At 37.7% G+C, this 18591-nt stretch carries 18 protein-coding genes and 1 riboswitch; of the genes, 8 read left to right on the top strand and 10 right to left on the bottom strand.

Translation table 11 applies throughout. The features are described from left to right. Window positions 1-9 precede the first annotated feature (9 nt). From EL260_RS17910 to EL260_RS17880, 7 genes are all read right to left on the bottom strand, one after another. Window positions 10-1116, bottom strand: coding sequence for an enoyl-CoA hydratase/isomerase family protein (locus tag EL260_RS17910; protein WP_123856701.1), 1107 nt, complete (start codon window positions 1114-1116; stop codon window positions 10-12). Window positions 1117-1132: 16 nt separating this feature from the next. Continuing rightward, on the bottom strand, window positions 1133-2293 hold the full coding sequence (locus EL260_RS17905) for an acyl-CoA dehydrogenase family protein (protein WP_123856699.1): 1161 nt from the start codon (window positions 2291-2293) through the stop codon (window positions 1133-1135). Window positions 2294-2383: 90 nt separating this feature from the next. Then, complete coding sequence (locus EL260_RS17900; protein ID WP_123856697.1) at window positions 2384-3880, bottom strand: CoA-acylating methylmalonate-semialdehyde dehydrogenase; 1497 nt, start codon at window positions 3878-3880, stop codon at window positions 2384-2386. A gap of 74 nt (window positions 3881-3954) precedes the next feature. Then, window positions 3955-5406 (bottom strand): bifunctional 2-methylcitrate dehydratase/aconitate hydratase, encoded by a 1452-nt coding sequence (locus EL260_RS17895; protein ID WP_123856695.1) that lies wholly within the window; start codon window positions 5404-5406, stop codon window positions 3955-3957. A 34-nt stretch (window positions 5407-5440) separates the two neighbouring features. Then, on the bottom strand, window positions 5441-6595 hold the full coding sequence (gene prpC / locus EL260_RS17890; RefSeq protein ID WP_123856693.1) for a bifunctional 2-methylcitrate synthase/citrate synthase: 1155 nt from the start codon (window positions 6593-6595) through the stop codon (window positions 5441-5443). Continuing rightward, window positions 6582-7493, bottom strand: coding sequence for a methylisocitrate lyase (gene prpB / locus EL260_RS17885; RefSeq protein WP_123856691.1), 912 nt, complete (start codon window positions 7491-7493; stop codon window positions 6582-6584). Before prpB ends, prpC begins: the two co-directional genes overlap by 14 nt. A gap of 441 nt (window positions 7494-7934) precedes the next feature. Continuing rightward, a riboswitch (cobalamin riboswitch) is annotated at window positions 7935-8128 on the bottom strand. 343 nt (window positions 8129-8471) lie between these two features. After that, on the bottom strand, window positions 8472-9464 hold the full coding sequence (locus tag EL260_RS17880) for a helix-turn-helix transcriptional regulator (protein WP_123856689.1): 993 nt from the start codon (window positions 9462-9464) through the stop codon (window positions 8472-8474). A 182-nt stretch (window positions 9465-9646) separates the two neighbouring features. On the opposite strand from EL260_RS17880, the gene EL260_RS17875 reads away from it, so the two are divergent. From EL260_RS17875 to EL260_RS17855, 5 genes are all read left to right on the top strand, one after another. Beyond that, window positions 9647-10465 (top strand): siderophore-interacting protein, encoded by an 819-nt coding sequence (locus EL260_RS17875; RefSeq protein ID WP_123856688.1) that lies wholly within the window; start codon window positions 9647-9649, stop codon window positions 10463-10465. Further along, complete coding sequence (locus tag EL260_RS17870) at window positions 10458-11114, top strand: VOC family protein (protein ID WP_164466542.1); 657 nt, start codon at window positions 10458-10460, stop codon at window positions 11112-11114. Before EL260_RS17875 ends, EL260_RS17870 begins: the two co-directional genes overlap by 8 nt. A 46-nt stretch (window positions 11115-11160) precedes the next feature. Further along, entirely contained in the window at window positions 11161-11877 is a 717-nt protein-coding gene (locus EL260_RS17865; protein WP_123856684.1) for a DUF6796 family protein, read from the top strand. A gap of 209 nt (window positions 11878-12086) precedes the next feature. Continuing rightward, window positions 12087-12572, top strand: a complete 486-nt coding sequence (locus EL260_RS17860) for a hypothetical protein (RefSeq protein ID WP_123856682.1) — start codon at window positions 12087-12089, stop codon at window positions 12570-12572. A gap of 91 nt (window positions 12573-12663) precedes the next feature. Beyond that, window positions 12664-12933 carry a hypothetical protein gene (locus tag EL260_RS17855; RefSeq protein WP_123856680.1) on the top strand — a complete coding sequence of 90 codons (270 nt, stop codon included), beginning with the start codon at window positions 12664-12666 and terminating at the stop codon, window positions 12931-12933. 160 nt (window positions 12934-13093) lie between these two features. On the opposite strand, the gene EL260_RS17850 is transcribed toward EL260_RS17855, so the two are convergent. From EL260_RS17850 to EL260_RS17840, 3 genes are all read right to left on the bottom strand, one after another. After that, window positions 13094-13624, bottom strand: coding sequence for a RidA family protein (locus EL260_RS17850; RefSeq protein ID WP_228445519.1), 531 nt, complete (start codon window positions 13622-13624; stop codon window positions 13094-13096). Window positions 13625-13738: 114 nt separating this feature from the next. Next, window positions 13739-14701 carry a zinc-binding dehydrogenase gene (locus tag EL260_RS17845; RefSeq protein WP_123856678.1) on the bottom strand — a complete coding sequence of 321 codons (963 nt, stop codon included), beginning with the start codon at window positions 14699-14701 and terminating at the stop codon, window positions 13739-13741. A 28-nt stretch (window positions 14702-14729) separates the two neighbouring features. After that, window positions 14730-15707 carry an alpha/beta fold hydrolase gene (locus EL260_RS17840; RefSeq protein WP_167469964.1) on the bottom strand — a complete coding sequence of 326 codons (978 nt, stop codon included), beginning with the start codon at window positions 15705-15707 and terminating at the stop codon, window positions 14730-14732. 95 nt (window positions 15708-15802) lie between these two features. On the opposite strand from EL260_RS17840, the gene EL260_RS17835 reads away from it, so the two are divergent. From EL260_RS17835 to EL260_RS17825, 3 genes are all read left to right on the top strand, one after another. Next, complete coding sequence (locus EL260_RS17835) at window positions 15803-16660, top strand: LysR family transcriptional regulator (RefSeq protein ID WP_123856676.1); 858 nt, start codon at window positions 15803-15805, stop codon at window positions 16658-16660. A gap of 28 nt (window positions 16661-16688) precedes the next feature. After that, window positions 16689-17588 (top strand): helix-turn-helix domain-containing protein, encoded by a 900-nt coding sequence (locus EL260_RS17830; protein ID WP_123856675.1) that lies wholly within the window; start codon window positions 16689-16691, stop codon window positions 17586-17588. 81 nt (window positions 17589-17669) lie between these two features. Next, the gene (locus tag EL260_RS17825) at window positions 17670-18506 is read left to right on the top strand and encodes an SDR family oxidoreductase (protein WP_123856673.1); all 837 of its coding nucleotides are present in this window, start codon (window positions 17670-17672) and stop codon (window positions 18504-18506) included. Window positions 18507-18591: the final 85 nt, after the last annotated feature.

Here is an 18591-nt window from a genome sequence, read left to right as displayed (position 1 = left end):
GATTACGATTTAAGATCCGATCACTACTTCTTTATTCACTTTCCATTCTCCGATGATCCATTCAAAATAAGAGTTTATCCATTCCTGAGTGACCTCATCTAAGGTGGCAGGATGCCATTTTGGAGATTGATCTTTATCTATTAATAATGCCCGTACTCCTTCTGCAAAGTCGGGATGAATACAACATTGGCAGGATAGATTCAGCTCAGATTGGAAAACTTCTTCCAGGTTTAGATCTTTCCCTTGTTTCAATTGTCTGAAAATAATGTGAGCTGAACTGGGAGAACCTGCTTCAAAACTTTTAATTCCGGCATTGATCCATTCGTCTTTTTCGAGAGAATTGATCAATATTTCCCCGAATTGTTCCAATGTATCAGCCTTTTCAAACTGTTTTACAAAATTCTGATGCAGGGCTGCCTGTGATTCCGGAACAGATGCTTCCTTAGAAACTTTTTTTAATATTTCAGAAACGATTTTATGGTGATTGTTATTCCACTCTATACGTTCTAATTCGTTGAGAATGGTTTCTTTTGAAGAAGATTGTACATAGTAATCTGCCAGACCTAAAAATTTGCAATCAGCTCCATCCAGTCTGGCCCCTGTTAATCCTAGATACAATCCATAAGCGGATGGCATTTTATTTAAAAACCAGGTTGCACCCACATCCGGATACAATCCAATTGTAATTTCCGGCATCGCGAGTTTACTTTTTTCCGTTACAATACGATGGGATGCACCGACCATAATTCCGATGCCGCCACCCATTACAATTCCGTGTCCCCAAACGATAATAGGTTTTGGATAGGTATGTATCGTGTAATCTACCTGATATTCTTTTGAGAAGAAATCAAAGCAATCCTGTGGAACCTGAGTAGGATCAATAGCTCTCTGGGCAATGATAGCATCATGCAATTGTCTTACATCACCTCCTGCACACAAAGCTTTTTCACCTGCCCCATGAATAAACAGGCAGGCTATTTCATCGGCATTTTTCCAGTCTTCCAAAACGGTTTTTAATTCTTCAATCATGGGTAATGACAAAGAATTGAGTGTTTTTTCTGAATTAAGGGTAATGATTCCGACTTTGTTTTTTATTTCTGTAAGTAGTAATTTCATTTTTTAAGTGTTTAAATTAACGAATCTGTAAAGTAGCTCCTTCTTCCAGGATCTTTCTTGAAATCACGAGCTTCATAATCTCATTAGTACCTTCTACGACCTGATGTACTCGGGCATCACGCATTAAACGTTCTACAGGGAAATCCTGTGTACAGCCATAGCCACCCAATATTTGCAGTGCTTCATTACAGATGTTAAAGCACATATCAGTAGCCAGTCGCTTAGCCATCGCACAGTAAGTAGTTGCATTCGGATCTTTAGAATCAAGCTTAAAGGCTGCCAGCTGCACCATTTGACGGGCTGCTACCAATTCTGTCGCCATATCTGCAATTTTAAACTGCAACGACTGGAATTGTGCCAGTGATTTCCCAAACTGCTGTCTTTCATGCATGTACTTTTGTGCCTGGTTAATAGCTCCCTGAGCCGCTCCTACAGAGCAAGTTCCGATATTGATGCGGCCGCCATCCAATCCTTTCAGGGCAATTTTAAAGCCTTCCCCTAAGGTACCTAAAAGATATTTCTCATCTACTTCTACATGATCGAGAAATACAAAACGGGTAGGCTGGGTATTCCAACCTAGTTTTTTCTCCTTTTCTCCAAAGCTGATCCCCGGGCTGCCCGCGGGTACTACAAAAGCACTGATGCCTTTTGCACCAGAGTTCTCTGTACGAGCCATCACAATGAGAACATCACTTTCGCCAGCTCCTGAAATGAAGGCTTTAGTACCATTAATGAGATATTTATTATCCTTTTTGACAGCGGTAGTTTTCAGACCTGCCGCATCAGATCCGGATCCGGGTTCAGTAAGGCAATAAGAACCCAATAGTGCTCCCGATGCGAGTTTTGAACAGAATTCTTTTCTGATTTCATCATTCCCAAACTCGTCAATCATCCACGACACCATATTATGAATGGTGATATAAGCGGTGGTGGAAGGGCAGGCAGCGGCTAATTCTTCAAATATAATGGCGGCATCAAGCCGTGATAATCCCAAACCTCCTGCGTCTTCACTGGTATATACTCCACAAAATCCCAATTCACCAGCTTTGGTTATAGCTTCTCTTGGAAATATCTTTTGGGCATCCCATTCTGAAGCATAAGGCATGAGCTCTTTTTCAGCAAACTTTCTTGCGGCATCCTGAAATGCCAGTTGTTCATCACTTAGGTTAAATTCCATAATTTTTAGGGTTTAAAATTTGAATTGAAAGTGCTCAGATCGTGAATGGGGACTTGCCTCTTATTTTCAGTTGCCCACTTTCATCATGCACTATTTTAAACTGATCGTCATATTGAGACTTCCTCCCGGAACATCTTCTTCAAACCAGCGTGCGGTAATGGTTTTGGTTTCTGTATAGAACTTTACTCCCTGCTTTCCGTAAGAATGAAGATCTCCAAAGAAAGATTTTCTCCATCCTGTAAATGAGAAAAATGGCAATGGAACAGGAATCGGAAGGTTGACTCCGATTTGTCCTACTTCAATTTCATGCTGGAATTTTCTGGCAGCAGCTCCTGAATTGGTAAAGATCGAAGTTCCGTTTCCGTAAGGGTTGTTGTTGATGATCTGAATAGCCTCATCCAACGTGTCTGCTTTTAATAAAATTAAAGCAGGGCCAAAGATTTCCTCTTTGTAAATATCCATTTCTACAGATACATTATTGAACAGAGTAGGGCCTACAAAATATCCGTTTTCATATCCTTCTACGGTGCAGTTGCTTCCATCTAATAATACTTCAGCGCCCTGGTCATAAGCACTTTTAATAAGTCTCAATACCTTTTCCTTAGACTGTTGATTGATTAATGGGCCAAATGCAGCAGATTCGTCAGACCATACTCCAGGTTTGATAGTGCTTAATGCGGTTTTGATCTCTTCTACCCAGTTTTGAGCTTCACCTACCAGAACTGCAACGCTGATAGCCATACAACGCTGCCCGGCAGCACCACACGATGCACCTACCAGATTGTTGATGACCTGTCCTTTATTGGCATCAGGCATAACGACCATGTGGTTTTTGGCGCCGCCAAAAGCCTGAACTCTTTTCAGGTTATCGGTTCCTGTACGGTAAACGTGTTCAGCCACTGGAACAGAACCCACAAATGAAATGGCTTTGATCTCAGGATGATTCAGGATATGATTCACCTGATCTTTGGAGCCATGAACAATATTTAAAACACCTTTTGGAAAACCGGCTTCTAAGAATAGCTCTGCCATCTTCATGGAAGTCATCGGGGTTTGCTCAGAAGGTTTTAGGATAAAGGTATTTCCACAGGCAATGGCCATTGGGAACATCCATAAAGGAATCATCGCAGGGAAGTTGAAGGGAGTAATTCCTGCACAAACTCCAAGAGGCTGAATATAGCTGTAAGTATCTACGCCACGCGCCACATTTTCTACAGTTTCACCCATCATCAGGGTTGGAATATTGCAGGCATGTTCCACAACTTCAATACCACGCCATACATCTCCCATTGCATCTGCAAAGGTTTTTCCGTTTTCTTTGGATAAGATTTCGGCGATTTCTTTCTGATGCTCTTTTAAAAGGTGCTGGTATTTAAAAAATAACCTTGCTCTTTCAGGAGTGGCTACCTCTTTCCAGATTTTGAAAGCTTCTGTAGCAGCTTCAATGGCCTGGTCGATTTCTGATACTAATGTTAAAGGTACTTCAGCAAGAATTTCTTGGGAAGCAGGGTTTTCTACAGGAAGGTATTCTTGAGTTTTACTTTCAATAAACGCTCCGTTGATTAATATTTTTACTTTTTGTGACATGCTTTATTAAGTTGAAAAGTTGAGAAGGAAAGTTGAAAGTAAGTGGTGTTGCTTACTTTCAACTTTTAATTGGGTTATATTACCAGTAGATCAACGAATTCATTGACATTAAGATTAATCAATGTTTCGTATTCCAATGAGTTTTCAAGGACTGTTTTTTGCTGTTTTTCAGGGAAAATACGAGCTAAGTTGACTTTGTATTTCTTGATGAGTTCCGGAATTCCTTCCTCTCTTCTTCGTTTGTGTCCGATAGGATATTCTACCACAATTTCATCCAAAACAGTTCCGTCATTAAGTTCTACGGTCATCGCATTAGCAATGGAACGTTTTTCAGGATCATGATAATCGGTTGTAAACTGAACATCTTCCACACATTCTATTTTATCACGCAGAATATCAATTCTTGGATCTGAAGCAATATTATTTTCATAATCAGCAGCCGTTAATCTTCCATAGATCAATGGTACAGCTACCATATATTGGATACAGTGGTCACGGTCTGCCGGGTTGTTCAAAGGCCCTTTTTTATCGATGATACGAATAGCCGCTTCGTGGGTACGGATGGTCACCTTTTTGATATCGTCTGTTGTTTTTCCAAGCTTTTTCAAGGTAGAATGCAGTGTCATTGCAGCTTCTACAGCAGTTTGAGAATGGAATTCAGCCGGGAATGAAATTTTGAATAATACATTCTCCATCACATAAGAGCCATATTCTCTCTGGAATTTAAATTCATTTCCTTTGAAAGAGACATCATAGAATCCCCAAGTTTTAGCTGTTAAAACAGATGGATAGCCCATTTCTCCTGTTTTAGCGATTAATGCTAAGCGTACTGCTCTTGAAGTGGCATCACCCGCAGCCCATGATTTACGGGAACCTGTATTGGGAGCATGACGGTATGTTCTTAAAGATTGTCCGTCTACAAAAGCTAATGATACAGCATTGATGATCTCATCACGAGTTAAGCCTATCAATTTTCCAACAACAGCTGTAGAAGCCAGTTTTACCAATAATACATGATCAAGACCTACTTTATTGAAAGAGTTTTCCAATGCCATTACGCCCTGAATCTCGTGAGCCATGATCATAGCTTCCAATACCTGCTTCATTTTTAAAGGCGCTTTTCCTTCCGCAATATTGGTTCTTGATAACCAGTCTGCTGTTGCTAAAATTCCACCCAGGTTATCTGACGGATGTCCCCATTCAGCAGCCAGCCATGTATCATTAAAATCTAGCCAACGGATAATAGCTCCGATATTGAAAGCAGCCTGCACAGGATCTAATTGAAATTGTGTTCCCGGAACCTTCGCACCATTAGGAACAATTGTTCCTTTCACGATAGGGCCTAAAAGTTTTGTACAAGCTGGATAAGTTAGAGCTTCCAGACCACATCCGATGGTGTCCAGAAGACAATAATGAGCGGTCTTCCAGGCTAAATCGTTTTTAATTTCGTAGTCTAATACATAATCTGCAATATCTACTAATACTTGATCCGGTTGTGGTCTTTCATTTGAAATGTGTGATGACATCTTTGTTTTATAGTTTTATTATTAGGTAATTTGTTTATTTTCTGTCTTGTAGAGAAACGTATTCTTTATTTTCCGGGCCTGTATAATTGGCACTTGGACGAATGATTTTTCCATCCTGTCTCTGTTCAATAATGTGAGCGCTCCATCCTGTCACTCTGGAAATAACGAACAGTGGAGTAAACATAAGGGTTGGTACTCCCATTAAATGGTAAGATACCGCAGAGAACCAATCCAGGTTCGGGAACATTTTCTTTTCTTCCCACATCACGGTTTCTAACCTTTCAGCGATATTATACAACAGCATATCTCCAGCCTCTTCTGAAAGTTCTTTGGCTACTTTTTTAATGACTACGTTTCTAGGGTCTGAAATTGTATAAACAGGGTGTCCAAATCCGATAATTACCTCTTTGTTAGCAATACGCTGGCGAATATCAGCTTCAGCTTCGTCCGGTGAGTTGTAACGGCTTTGGATTTCGAAGGCCACTTCATTGGCTCCTCCATGTTTTGGTCCTCTTAAAGCACCGATAGCTCCTGTGATACATGAATAAAAATCTGATGCCGTTCCGGCAATAACACGAGCGGTGAATGTAGAAGCATTAAATTCATGTTCCGCATAAAGGTTAAGCGATATTTCCATGGCTTTTACCCAGGAATCAGGAGCTTTTTTACCATGTAAAAGGTGAAGGAAATGCCCGCCAATCGTATCATCATCTGTTTCTACATTGATTTCCTTACCATTGTGGGTGTAGTGATACCAGTACAAAAGTCCGGAACTGAATGAAGCTAATAATTTATCAGCAATATCTCTTGCTCCTGCCACATTGTGATCATCTTTTTCAGGCTGAATACTTCCAATAGCGGATACCATAGAACGCATGACATCCATGGGATGAGCCGCTGCAGGAATACTCTTTAAAATATTTCTTACAGAATGCGGAAGCCCTCGAAGGGATTTTAATTTGGCTTTATAATTTTTCAACTGAGCTCCTGTAGGCAGCTGACCATAGATCAAAAGATAAGCTACTTCTTCAAATTCTGCTTTCTCTGCCAGATCCAGAATATCATATCCTCTGTAATGAAGATCATTTCCACTTTTTCCTACGCTGCAAAGCGCGGTGTTACCTGCTGCTACTCCTGAAAGGGCTACGCTTTTCTTAGGCTTGAATGTTGGTTCGCTATTCGTTGACATTACTAATATTTTGTTTAAAAAGGTTATCTAATTTTTGTTCATAGTCATGGTATCCAATGCTTTGGTAGAGTTCTTCTCTGGTTTGCATTGTGTCTAATACATGGGCCTGAGTTCCATCTTTACGAATGTGCTCATATACATTCAACGCGGCTTTATTGGCAGCACGGAAGGCTGAAAGAGGGTAGAGGATCAATCCTACTCCTGCGTTTTTCAATTCATCAACCGTGTATAGATTGATCATTCCAAATTCGGTTATATTAGCCAATACAGGGATTCCTGTAGCATCTACAAATTTTTGATAGAAGCTTAAATCGGGAACGGCTTCTGCGAAAATGAAATCAGCCCCGGCTTCTTTATAAGCCGCTGCTCTTTCTAAGGTTTTTTCCAATCCTTCATTGGCAAAGGCATCTGTTCTGGCTCCGATTACGAAGTTTTCGTCGGTACGCGCGTCAGCAGCAGCCTTCAATCGGTCTACCATTTCTTCTTGGCTTACAATTTCTTTTCCTGGACGATGACCACAACGTTTTGCTCCTACCTGATCTTCAATATGCAGAGCAGCAGCTCCTGCTTTGATTAATGACTTTACCGTTCTGGCGACATTAAACGCTGATGGGCCAAAACCTGTATCTACATCTACCAATAAAGGCAAATCACAAACATTGGTAATACGCTGAATGTCTATTAATACATCTTCCAGCGTGGTAATTCCAAGATCCGGAACTCCTAAAGATCCGGCAGCAACACCGCCTCCCGAAAGATAAATGGCATTAAAGCCTGCTTGTTGAGCCAATAATGCATGATTGGCATTGATGGCTCCTACAATCTGAAGAGGACTTTCTTTGTGCATGGCCTCCCGGAACTGAGCACCGGGGGACTTCCAGTTTTCATTTTTAGTCATTTTAATATGTATTGTTTAGTTGAAATTTGTGCGATAAGAAAGAAGAGTTGCTATGCTGCTGCTGTGCGGTAAAAAGAAAATGATCTGAAGAAATCAGATGCGTTGTTGATGAGCATGAAGCTTGAGGTTGTTGTGAAACTCTGCAGCATGAGAACTTTGTGATAGATCTCTTGCCCATGGATGCATAATCGTGATTGGCTTGGTACATTTTTAACTTTTTACATAGATTAAACCCAATAAAAAGTTCTTGATAAACTTCACGATGTTTTGTGAGAAAGAAAAATTATGGAAAGGGGACACGGATGAGTTATAGACCTACAGAATAAGCACACGCTATTCTGCCAGTATCTACCTCAAAAATGAGATCAGTAGATAAACAATATTATCACACAATTATCCATACCGTATCATACCTGACTATAAGCTTCAGATCGCGAAAGCATCGTCACTACGAAATAGGCAGGTCTCCTGACTTGTAACAGTTTTTATCATCCTTCCCATATACCGGAGTATACAGTGGATATTGATTTGATAAAAACCTTTAGTTGTTACTTACAGTTGCGCGACAGTTCGTGATTTACACACGATTCCCTTTTAATACACCGCTAAGTGTAACCAATTTCGGTTGATAAAGAAGGTGTTAAGAACTCCTTGGTGGTAAATATAGCCATTTTATGAGAACGACAAAATATTTTATGTAAACAATAATTAATTTTGGATAATTAATTGATAATGTTTGTTTTGTGAATCTTTGTTTTTTGGTGATATGATAAAAATCAGTCTTTTTGTAGTGTTTTCTTATTACCAAATCATTAACAAATAAGGCTGAATGTTACATGAAATAAAATAAAAGATGTGTTTTTATGGCTACTTTTTATATTTGAAAATAGTGGAGTTAAGTCTTATAGCGAAGGGTGAGCACTAAGGGATGATTTTATGAATTTTAACGGGTGAATTAAGTTGAGATTATTGATGAATTTAGTGAGTTATACCATTGGCGTTCCTAAGTTTACTAGGAATTAAATTATACTTTCTCTTAAATGCTGCTGAAAAATGTCTCGGATTTTTGTACCCGATAATTTCAGAAATTTCATTAATATTCAAATCTCCTTCAAGAAGCATTTTTTTTGCCTGTTCCATCTTTGTATCATTCCAGAAATTAAAAACGGTAGTTCCAAACAGTTCCTTAAAGCCTTTTTTTAATGTAAATTCATTGGTCCCTACTTGATGAGCAAGGTCTATTAATGAACAGTTTTGGTCAAGATTGTTAATGATAAAATCTCTCACCGCATATATTTTCTCTTCATCTTTTTTAAGAAGGGATGAAGATTTGCTGTTAAAAAGCTGTTCCAACTGTAAAAGGAGAAGTTCTGCCACTTTTGCTTCAAGATAGATTCTTTTAAAAACACCTTTTCGGTCACAATGGATGATGTCATTCAGAAGTTGATACATTTCCAGACTGATCCGGTTATGATCCGGGTTGATAAGACACGAATGCTGTTTTTCAATGGCATTCCTGAATGTATTGAAGAGTTCAGAATCTTCTGGAAGAAATTTTTTAAAGAAGGCAGGGGCTAAATTGATTTCCAGGATCTGCATTTCATGACCGTCAAATTCCATCTGGCCAGACATCTGATGGGCATAAATAATGTTGTGCTGATAACTCTCAAAACATACTTTATAACCAAAATTATCTGAAAGAGCTGCACTTTTGCCCTTTAGTGAAAAATGCATCTCAACACTTTCAAAGTCTGCTTCAAAGTACAGTAATACTTTGTTTTTGAGAGAGACATTTCCAAAACCGATATGAACATTTTCAAAACAGATTTCATGATAAAACCCTTCTCCATAAGGAGGTTTCAAATGAGTAACATACTCTCTGATATCACCATCGTTTATAAAATAGGCATTGGGATATTTTCTTTCCACCAATGTTCCTCCAATTTTATCATCGTAGACTCTTAATGCCATCCTTATTTGTTTTGATTAAAATTTTCCTTTTTGCGGACTTTTTACTCCCTTTTGCATACCTCATCCTTCCGTTTTACTTATTAGTTTTGCACAAAGATAATAATTATTTAGAATGATTCTTAATAATGGGTTTTGTTTTTATCAATTGAAATCAAATAGGAAATAACAAAAAAGAAGATATCATGAAAAAAATGGAGACTATACAAGGGGAATTGACCGTGACCGGGAAAAAATACATTACACCTCATTATATCCGGATCTTTCTTACAGGGGAATGCGTACCATTGATTGCCAACACGACAATTGGAGTGAATAATAAAATTCTTATTCCGCCTCAAGGAGTTGATCGAATTTATTTCCCAGAATTTGATTATGAAAAAATGGAATGGAAGCCCCAGCCGGAGGAGACCCGTCCCGTTATCAGAACGTATACGCACCGGGGCATTGATCTTGTCCGAAATGAGATTTGGATTGATTTTGTGGCTCATGGAGATGAAGGACCAGCTTCAGCATGGGCACTTAATACAAAGGAAGGAGACGCATTGGGAATTTTAATGAAGAACGGGAAAACAGAATTGTATGCCGAGGCAGATAATTATTTACTCGTTGGCGATGCAACAGGAATTCCGGTGATTGCTTCTATTCTTGAAGATTTACCCCCTTCTGCAAAAGGAACCTGTATCCTTGAAGTAGATGGTAAGGTGGATGAGCAGGAGCTGCAGACATTGGCAGACATCAATTTTATTTGGATTCATAATGAATATCCTCAAAAAGGCAGCCGCCTTCCAGAAGTTGTAAAGCAGCAGATATTACCGGAATCATCCAGAACCGGATATGTGGCAGCGGAGTTTTCTTCAGTAAAGGAAATTCGTCACTATCTCCGTAAAGAAAAGCAATGGAAACAGGGAGAATTATATGCTTATTCTTATTGGAAATCGGGAGTTGCAGAAGATAAATCTGCAATGGAAAGGCATCAGGAAAATGAGGATAGAAATGAATAATAATGTACAATTAAGTCATGTATTGTACCAGGTACAAGACTTACATATTGCTGTAAAAAAGTTGCAGGACGCGGGTTTTATTGTAGAATATGGAACATATCCTGATAAGGCTTATAATGCTTTGATCTGGTTTGAAAAAGGGGTCTTTATCGAAATTTACCATAATTCCGGACTTCCTGGCTATATAAAATGGATGATGAAAATCTTTGGCTATCAGTCCGTTTTAGAACGGATGAGGCAGTGGGGAAACGTAAAGGAAGGCTGGTGTGAATGGTCTTTGGAGTCTACATTAGAAAACTTGAATTCAGAGAAACAGTTTTTCAAAAGCAGAAACAGCGGGTTCAGGTTTCATAAAGCTAAAAGAAAAGATATAGATGGAAATAAGCTTACATGGGAACTTCTGATGCCGGATGATATTGATTTTCCTTTTTTTATGTCTGCCTATGTTCCCAATCCCAGACCTAAAGAATTTAAACACCCCAATGGAATTGTGGGAGTGAAAAGCATAAAGGTCGGAACAGATGATTTGAATATTAGTATGTTAAATCAATTGCTTATCAATCAGGAGGGGTTAGAGCTTGTACAGGGAAAAGGATTACAAACTGTTGAATTCATCAATTCTGATTTTAAAATTGAAAATATAGTATAATCTCAGATTTTTTAGAATCAAAAATTATTAAAATAAAGAACGAAATATGAATTATTCAAGTAAAATAAACTGGTCTTTTGCAGCGGCTATCATCGTATCTATATGCTGGATCATTGGAGATGTTTTTGTTGCTGGATTTGACCCGAATCCTGCTGACTATCCATTATTTTCAAAGACTTATGCCAACCAGGTGGATGTAGAATTTGCAACCCTAATGTTAGAGGGATCGACTCCGCGATTGATGTTTGGAGCTTTAATCGGAGCACTCACAGGGCCATTGTTACTTCCGGCAACCTGGTTGGTTTTTCAGTTTTTTAAAGATACCAAAACATGGTATTCAGTGGCGGTATACTGGATTTTATTAACGGGAGCTGTCTTGTCTCCTTTAGGCCATGCAGGATTCTTTTATGTAGGAGAAATATACAAAGCAGTCTATCATACTGATCCGGTTGCTCATGCCTATCTTTTAGAAACAGGACGTGGATTTATGAAGATGCTTAATATTGCCTGGGGAGCTGCTATTGGAGTATTGGCCATTGGATGGATCTCATTTGCAGTATGTATTCTTTTGAATAAAACATTACTTCCGAGATGGATGGCTTTGCTGACGCCATTTGTATTGACTCTGTTTATCATCCCTATCAAAGGTCTTTTACCACTTCCTTACTCAGGATGGGTTGGAGGAGCGATATTCAATATTGCTTATCTGACATTCTTTGGCTCACTTCTTATCTTTTTCAGAAAAAAGCTAAACAGAGTTTAAAAAAACAGAACTAATAACGATCTCTATATATTACATTTTCAATTGGGCACTTTTTAAGTGCTCAATTTTTTATGAGCAGTTTCTTCTAAGGTGATGGGAAATATTCCTCATTGCATTTTTTGTTACAATGTATTTAAAATTATACTTTTAAGGGACAACTTCATCATTTGATATATTGACCTTCAGGGTGTTTAAAAATGAACATAAATATGAATGATATTAGAATAAAAATGACACATTATGTATTGATTGTTTTGATGATCTCTTCCATCATTACGCTTGTTTGCTGTAAAGAAAGTAATAAAAAATCAGAGCAAAATATTACGGTACATACTGAAACCATAAGATCTGTGAAGGTTGTTTCTGCCGGGGGAGAGCTGGGGTTTTCTTCCAGTACCTTGATTAATAAAGATTCCATTTATTACAATCGAACAGTGGCAGCCAATGAAGCTGAGAACCTTTCATACAGTAAAAAAGTGAAACCGGAAGACTGGAAAAAACTGGTTGCTGCAATTGATCACAAACTATTTGGTTCGGCCAAGGACGGTAAAAGTGTACAGCCTGTAGACGGAATTGATACCAAGATTATTGTAACCACGAGTGCCGGAGCTATTTCCAAAATGAATGCCTATGATGATCCTGCATGGAAAAACATCCGTGATCTGGCAGAAGGATATAGCAATTCATACAAATAATATTCTTTAAAAATACAGTTACGGAAGAATGCATTATATTTGATATTCTTATTATAAAAAGAGTTAATCTCTTTGCCCATAAAATATACCTATGTCTACATCAAAATTAAGTCTGACAGCAACTATAATTCATATTATTTTACTTGTGATACTGATGAAGTATAATGAGATGTTATTTACTTATGATTGGGAAAATGCTGTCATGTTCCTGATTGTTGGGGTTGTTATTCTAGCCTTGATATTGGGCATTGCATCAAGAAAAACAAAATTGGGAGCTGTATTGATGGTAGCCAATGGGATTTATACCGTAATCTGTCTTTTTATTTTGTTTTTCGCCTTAACTTATACTTTTAAAGTGTAAAACGTATAGTCAGAGTGAAGACCAGTTTATAGATAAATCCCTGCTCACTAAACTAAAGAGGCAGGGATTTCCATTTACTCAATGAAAAAATTGATTACATGGTTTAAAATTCAAATAACTCATAGGCTTTGTGAACAAAACAGTTTGGTGAGATGATTATCTATAAAGGCATAAAGGCAATCGCATCCACTTCTATCATCATACCATCCAATGCTAATTTTGGGACGGGAATTAAAGTACTTGCAGGAAACTTATTGTTTTTCCATACTTTATGCATTTCTTCCGTCCAGATTTTAAGCTTTTCCTGATCGTGATCCACAATCAATACTGTGATTTTAAGGACATCATCAGGCTTCAAATGATATTCTTTAAGCACTGTTTCCAGGTTTTTCAAAGCGAATTGAACTTGTTGTCTGAAATCTTCAGAAAGGTTGTGATGTAAGTCTTCACCACCACTTTGCCCGGATATAAATACATATTTTCCGTTCCCCACGCTGCTTGTAGCATGTGAAAAGGCAAAAGGAGTCGGGTCAAATAGAGTTTCCGGATTTTTAGACTCGATACTTGTCATATTTTTTTGTTTGTTGGTTTTATCGTTATTGACTTCTGAACAGCTTGAAAACATTACTATAAAAATGAGTGAAGCGAGAAGAAGCGTTTCTTTATAGATGATATTTCTAAAGTTAATCATGATTTGTAAAATTTTAATTGGTGAAGCAAAGGTAGATTCAATCATTTTTCAAAACGTTTACATATGTTGAGGAAATTAGAAATAATAATTCATAAATGAATGCTTTTGCCATTGTTATAATGACAGTACAATTTTACCAAACAAAGGTTGGATCCGTTTTTTATCTTCAATTCTTTCATGAGCACTTTGAATGTCTTCGAGAGGAAAGATACTGTCTATAACCGGTTTTACATGGCCGCTTTCAATTAATTGCGTAATATGATGAACTTCATCCCTGCTTTGTCTGGTAAAAACAAAATGATAGGTAGCATTTTTTTCCCAGGCATGAATAAGATTTTGAGGTTGAGGAATATCAACTAATGTTACAATTCTGCCATAATCAGCTAAAGCAAGCGGACTGTTTGATAATGTGCTGCCTCCAACAGTATCAATAATCACATCCACCCCTTTTCCATTTGTATGAGTTTGTATTTCCTCAATATAGTTCTTTTGATGATGGTCAATGATAATATCGGCTCCAAGATTCTGAAGTTTTTCATGTAAAATACTTTGCCCGGTTGTATAGACAAAAGCACCAAGCGATTTAGCAACCTGGATGGCTAATGTTCCGACTCCACCGGCACCACCAAGAATAAGAATGGTTTCTCCTTTTTTCAATTGTGCCCGTACTACAAGCATCTCCCAAACCGTTCCGCCAATAAGAGGAATAGAAGCCGCTTCCTCATAAGTAATATTATCAGGCATTCTTGATAATGAGGATTCATTGGTAATATGATACTCTGCATAGCTTCCGATACTGCCAAAGCGTGGTGAATAATACACCTTATCACCGGGCTTCCAGTTTTTAACAGCATCACCTACCGCTACAATATCACCTGCAATATCGTGCCCTGTTATCATAGGTAAATCAAATAATGAGGCATAATCTCCCCGTCTTATCTGATAATCCAAGGGATTCACAGATGTGGCTTTTACTTTTACCAACACCTGAGAAGGATTGGTGATAGATGGAGTAGGAACGTCTGCAAATTGAAGGGCTTCCGACCCACCGTAATTTTTAATAACAATAGCTTTCATAATAAGATGTCTGTTTATTTAATAGTTGTTATTGAGGAAGCGTTTTCATGAATTCAAGAATCTCAATACCGATTTCCGTAGCATGGGTTTCCAGTGCGAAATGTCCGGTATTGTAAAACTTGAGTCGGGCATTTGGAAGGTCTTTTTTATAAGCTTCTGCACCTTCTGGCAAGAAAAAGGGATCTTTATTTCCCCAGACTAATAAAAGTTTTGGCTGATGCTTTCTGAAATATTCATGAAATTTGGGATATAAAGCGACATTTGTTCTGTAATCTTTAACCAAATCAAGCTGTATTTCTATATTTCCAGGTCTATCCAGGAACTTTTGGTCTAATGTATACGTTTCAGGAGCGATTAAAGAAATATCTGAAACTCCATGATGGTATTGAAAATAGGTAGCTTCTTTAGAAACAAAATCTTTCAAAGAAAGCCGATTAGCTTCTGAAGGTTCCTTCCAGTATTTTTGTATAGGATTCCATTCTTTGCTTAACCCTTCTTCATAAGCATTTCCGTTTTGAGAAATAATACCTGTTATTTTCTCCGGATTATTCAGGGCAAGGCGTAATCCTACCGGAGCACCATAATCAAAAATATAGACTGCAAAACGTTTCATCCCCAGCTTATCAATGAATGCCTGCATTGTATTGGTAAGGTTATCAAATGTATAATTGAACTGCTGATGATCCGGAGCATCAGAATACCCAAATCCTGGTAAATCGGGGGCAATGACATGGTATTTCGTACTCAATATGGGAATGAGGTTCCTAAACATGTGTGATGAGGTTGGGTAACCATGTAGCAAAAGGATTGTAGGAGCATCCGTAGAACCTGCCTCTCTGTAAAATAGATTTAAGTTGTTGACTTTGATGTTGCGATAATGAACTGATTGATTTTCCATAATGTGATGAGTTAAAATTGATTTTTGAGTAGATTGGGCCATCATTAGAGTATTGGTGAATAAACCAATTGACAGACCTGTAATGAGTTGTCTGAATGTTATTTCCATTGGATTCTTTTTGTGATCCCAAAATTAATACGGATATTTGATTATTAAAAACGATTAATTTTAATAATTGTAATCACTTTTAATGATTAATAAGGATGAATACAAACGATTTGAAAATATTTGAAGCCGTTGCAGAGACAGGCAGTTTTACAAAAGCGGCTTCCCTAATGTTTACGGTTCAGTCTAATGTAACCGCAAGAATTAAAAGTCTTGAAGAGGAATTTGATACAAAACTGTTCTCCCGTACTTCCCGAAAAGTAGAACTTACCTCGGAGGGAATGATTCTGATGCAATATTGTAAACAGATTCAGCATTTGGTGGAAGAAGCCAAATATAATATCCGAAGTGGAGAAAATGTAAAAGGCTGTTTGAAAATTGGCTGTATTGAAACAACGATGGTTTTAAAAGCACCGGAAATCCTCAAAATCTTTGAAGAAAAATACCCTGGTATTGAACTGGAATTTAAATCAGATACGAGAGACTCTCTGATTGCAGGAGTTTTGGATTACAGTTTGGATGCTGCATTTGTTTCGGCTCCTATTATTGCCAACGGGTTGGAAAAAATTAATATTAAAGAAGAGCAGCTTGTTATTTTAACTTCTTCCAAAGGTCCACAACTGCAGACATTGCTTGAAAAATCACCTTTAAAAATTGTAGTATTTGATGATGGTTGTATCTTTAGAGAAAGATTCGAATCCTGGTTAAGTCATAAAGGCGTTATGAAGTATAAAGGTACTGTTTTGAATTCTTTTGAAGGCATTATTAATTTTGTGGAAGCAGGTTTAGGAATCAGTATATTGCCGGAAGAAATTGTTTCTAAATATTATGGTGGAAGAGCCATTAAAACTTATGGTTTAAATAAACAATTGGGAACCATGAATACAGTTCTTGTTTTCAGAAACGAGGGACCACAATCTAAAGCTTTACAGTGTTTTATTGATATGCATTCGTAAAGATGGTATCCTATTAAAAAATTAAAGTATGGCAAAAGCTACCGAAACACTTGAACAATTCTACCGGAACAAATATGGAATGTTATCTGAAGATTTCTCTCAAAATGAAGGACAATTTAATATCTTTAAGATTGAGGACAGGATTCATTCAGGGATGACTTCTCCTACCTTTATCCGAAGAGATTTTCATAAGATCATGTGGTTTCAGGGGAATAATGTATTTCATTATGGAGACCGGAGTATTCCTATAGCTGGAGATACATTACTTTTCTTTCATCCCTATGTACCCTATACTTACGAACCTTTAACTCCGGATTCTAAAGGCTATTTTTGTGTTTTTAAAGACGAATTTCTGAAAGATAATTTTCGTTTCAATCTATTTGAGCTTCCACTATTTACAGCAGATGCATACCCTGTTTTCACTTTAAATGAGGAGGAAGCAATGGAGGTTAAGATAATATTTGAAAAGATGTCCAAAGAAATGAATTCAGATTTTCGCTATAAATATGATCTTATTAAAAATTATGTCAGTGAATTAATTTATTGCGGATTGAAGTTACAGCCTGTAAATTGTTCCTCCGCATCTTCCAATGCTGCTGCCAGAATTACTTCGGTATTCATGGAACTTTTAGAGAGGCAGTTTCCCATTGAATCTACCGCGCAACGTTTTGAACTACGCTCCCCCAAAGCATTTGCTGATCGACTGTCTATTCATGTTAATTATCTTAATCGCGCCATAAAAAAACAAACAGGTCGAACGACTTCTGAGCATATTTTTGAACGGCTGATTTCGGAAGCCAAAATCCTTTTAAAATATACAGATTGGAACATTTCAGAGATCAGTTATGTCCTTGGTTTTGAAGATCAGTCCCATTTCAATAACTTTTTTAAGAAACAAACTAAGACCAGCCCGACCCATTTAAGATAGGTTTGAATTTGACAAGTATTGGTTTCTATATGACAAAATATCGATTGAGGCTTAAGGTAATTTTGTATGAAAATAGAATTTATGAATCATACAAAAACATGGTACATCACAGGAGCATCCAAAGGAATGGGATTTTCGGTAGTAAAAAAACTTTTAGAGAAAGGATATAAGGTTGCCGCTACTTCAAGAACACTTGCTGCTTTTGAGGGACTCAAGGATGGTGGGGAAAATTTTCTTCCGTTAGAGGTTGATTTAAAAGATGAAAAGTCCATTGCCAGATCTATTGAGAGAACAATAGAAAAGTTTGGTCAGCTGGATGTGGTGGTCAATAATGCCGGTTATGGGCTTGGAGGAGCAATAGAAGAACTTGACGGTAAAGAAATAGAAGACAATTTTCAGATCAATTTCTTTGCTGTGGTAAAAGTTATTCAACAGGTATTGCCTTATTTAAGAAATCAGCGTTCGGGGCATATCATTAATATTTCATCGATTGCCGGATTTGCTCCCGGGCTGGGATGGAGCATATATTCTGCAGCCAAATTTGCTGTAACAGGCTTGTCTGAAGCATTAGCCAATGATTTAAAACCGTTGGGAATCAATGTGACCGCGGTGTTACCCGGATGGTTTCGTACTCATTTTGCCAAACCGGATTCAATAGCTTTCAGTCAGAATCAAATAAAAGAGTATGAGTTTTTGAGGACGGCTTATCAAAAAATGGATGAAATGGACGGAAAACAATTAGGAGATCCTGATCAATTGGCAGATGCGTTTATTGAATTAATTGCTGCCAGGAATCCTCCTGCTTTATTATTCCTGGGAAGTGATGCTTTTCAAAGAGCAGAAAATAAAATGACTCACATGGCAGCCCAGCTCAAAGAATGGGAACATCTGTCTTTTTCAACAGACTTTAAAGAGTAATGAAATGAGTCTTTGGGTAGGGTAAAAATAAAAGCAGTATAAGGAGCCGGATCTCTTTATTTTTCGTAGTTTACCCCCGAAAATA

It is taken from the genome of Chryseobacterium nakagawai (assembly GCF_900637665.1).
GTDB classification, from domain to species: domain Bacteria; phylum Bacteroidota; class Bacteroidia; order Flavobacteriales; family Weeksellaceae; genus Chryseobacterium; species Chryseobacterium nakagawai.
Note: the sequence above shows the minus strand (reverse complement) of the source record. Positions and strands in the feature narration are given on the sequence as shown.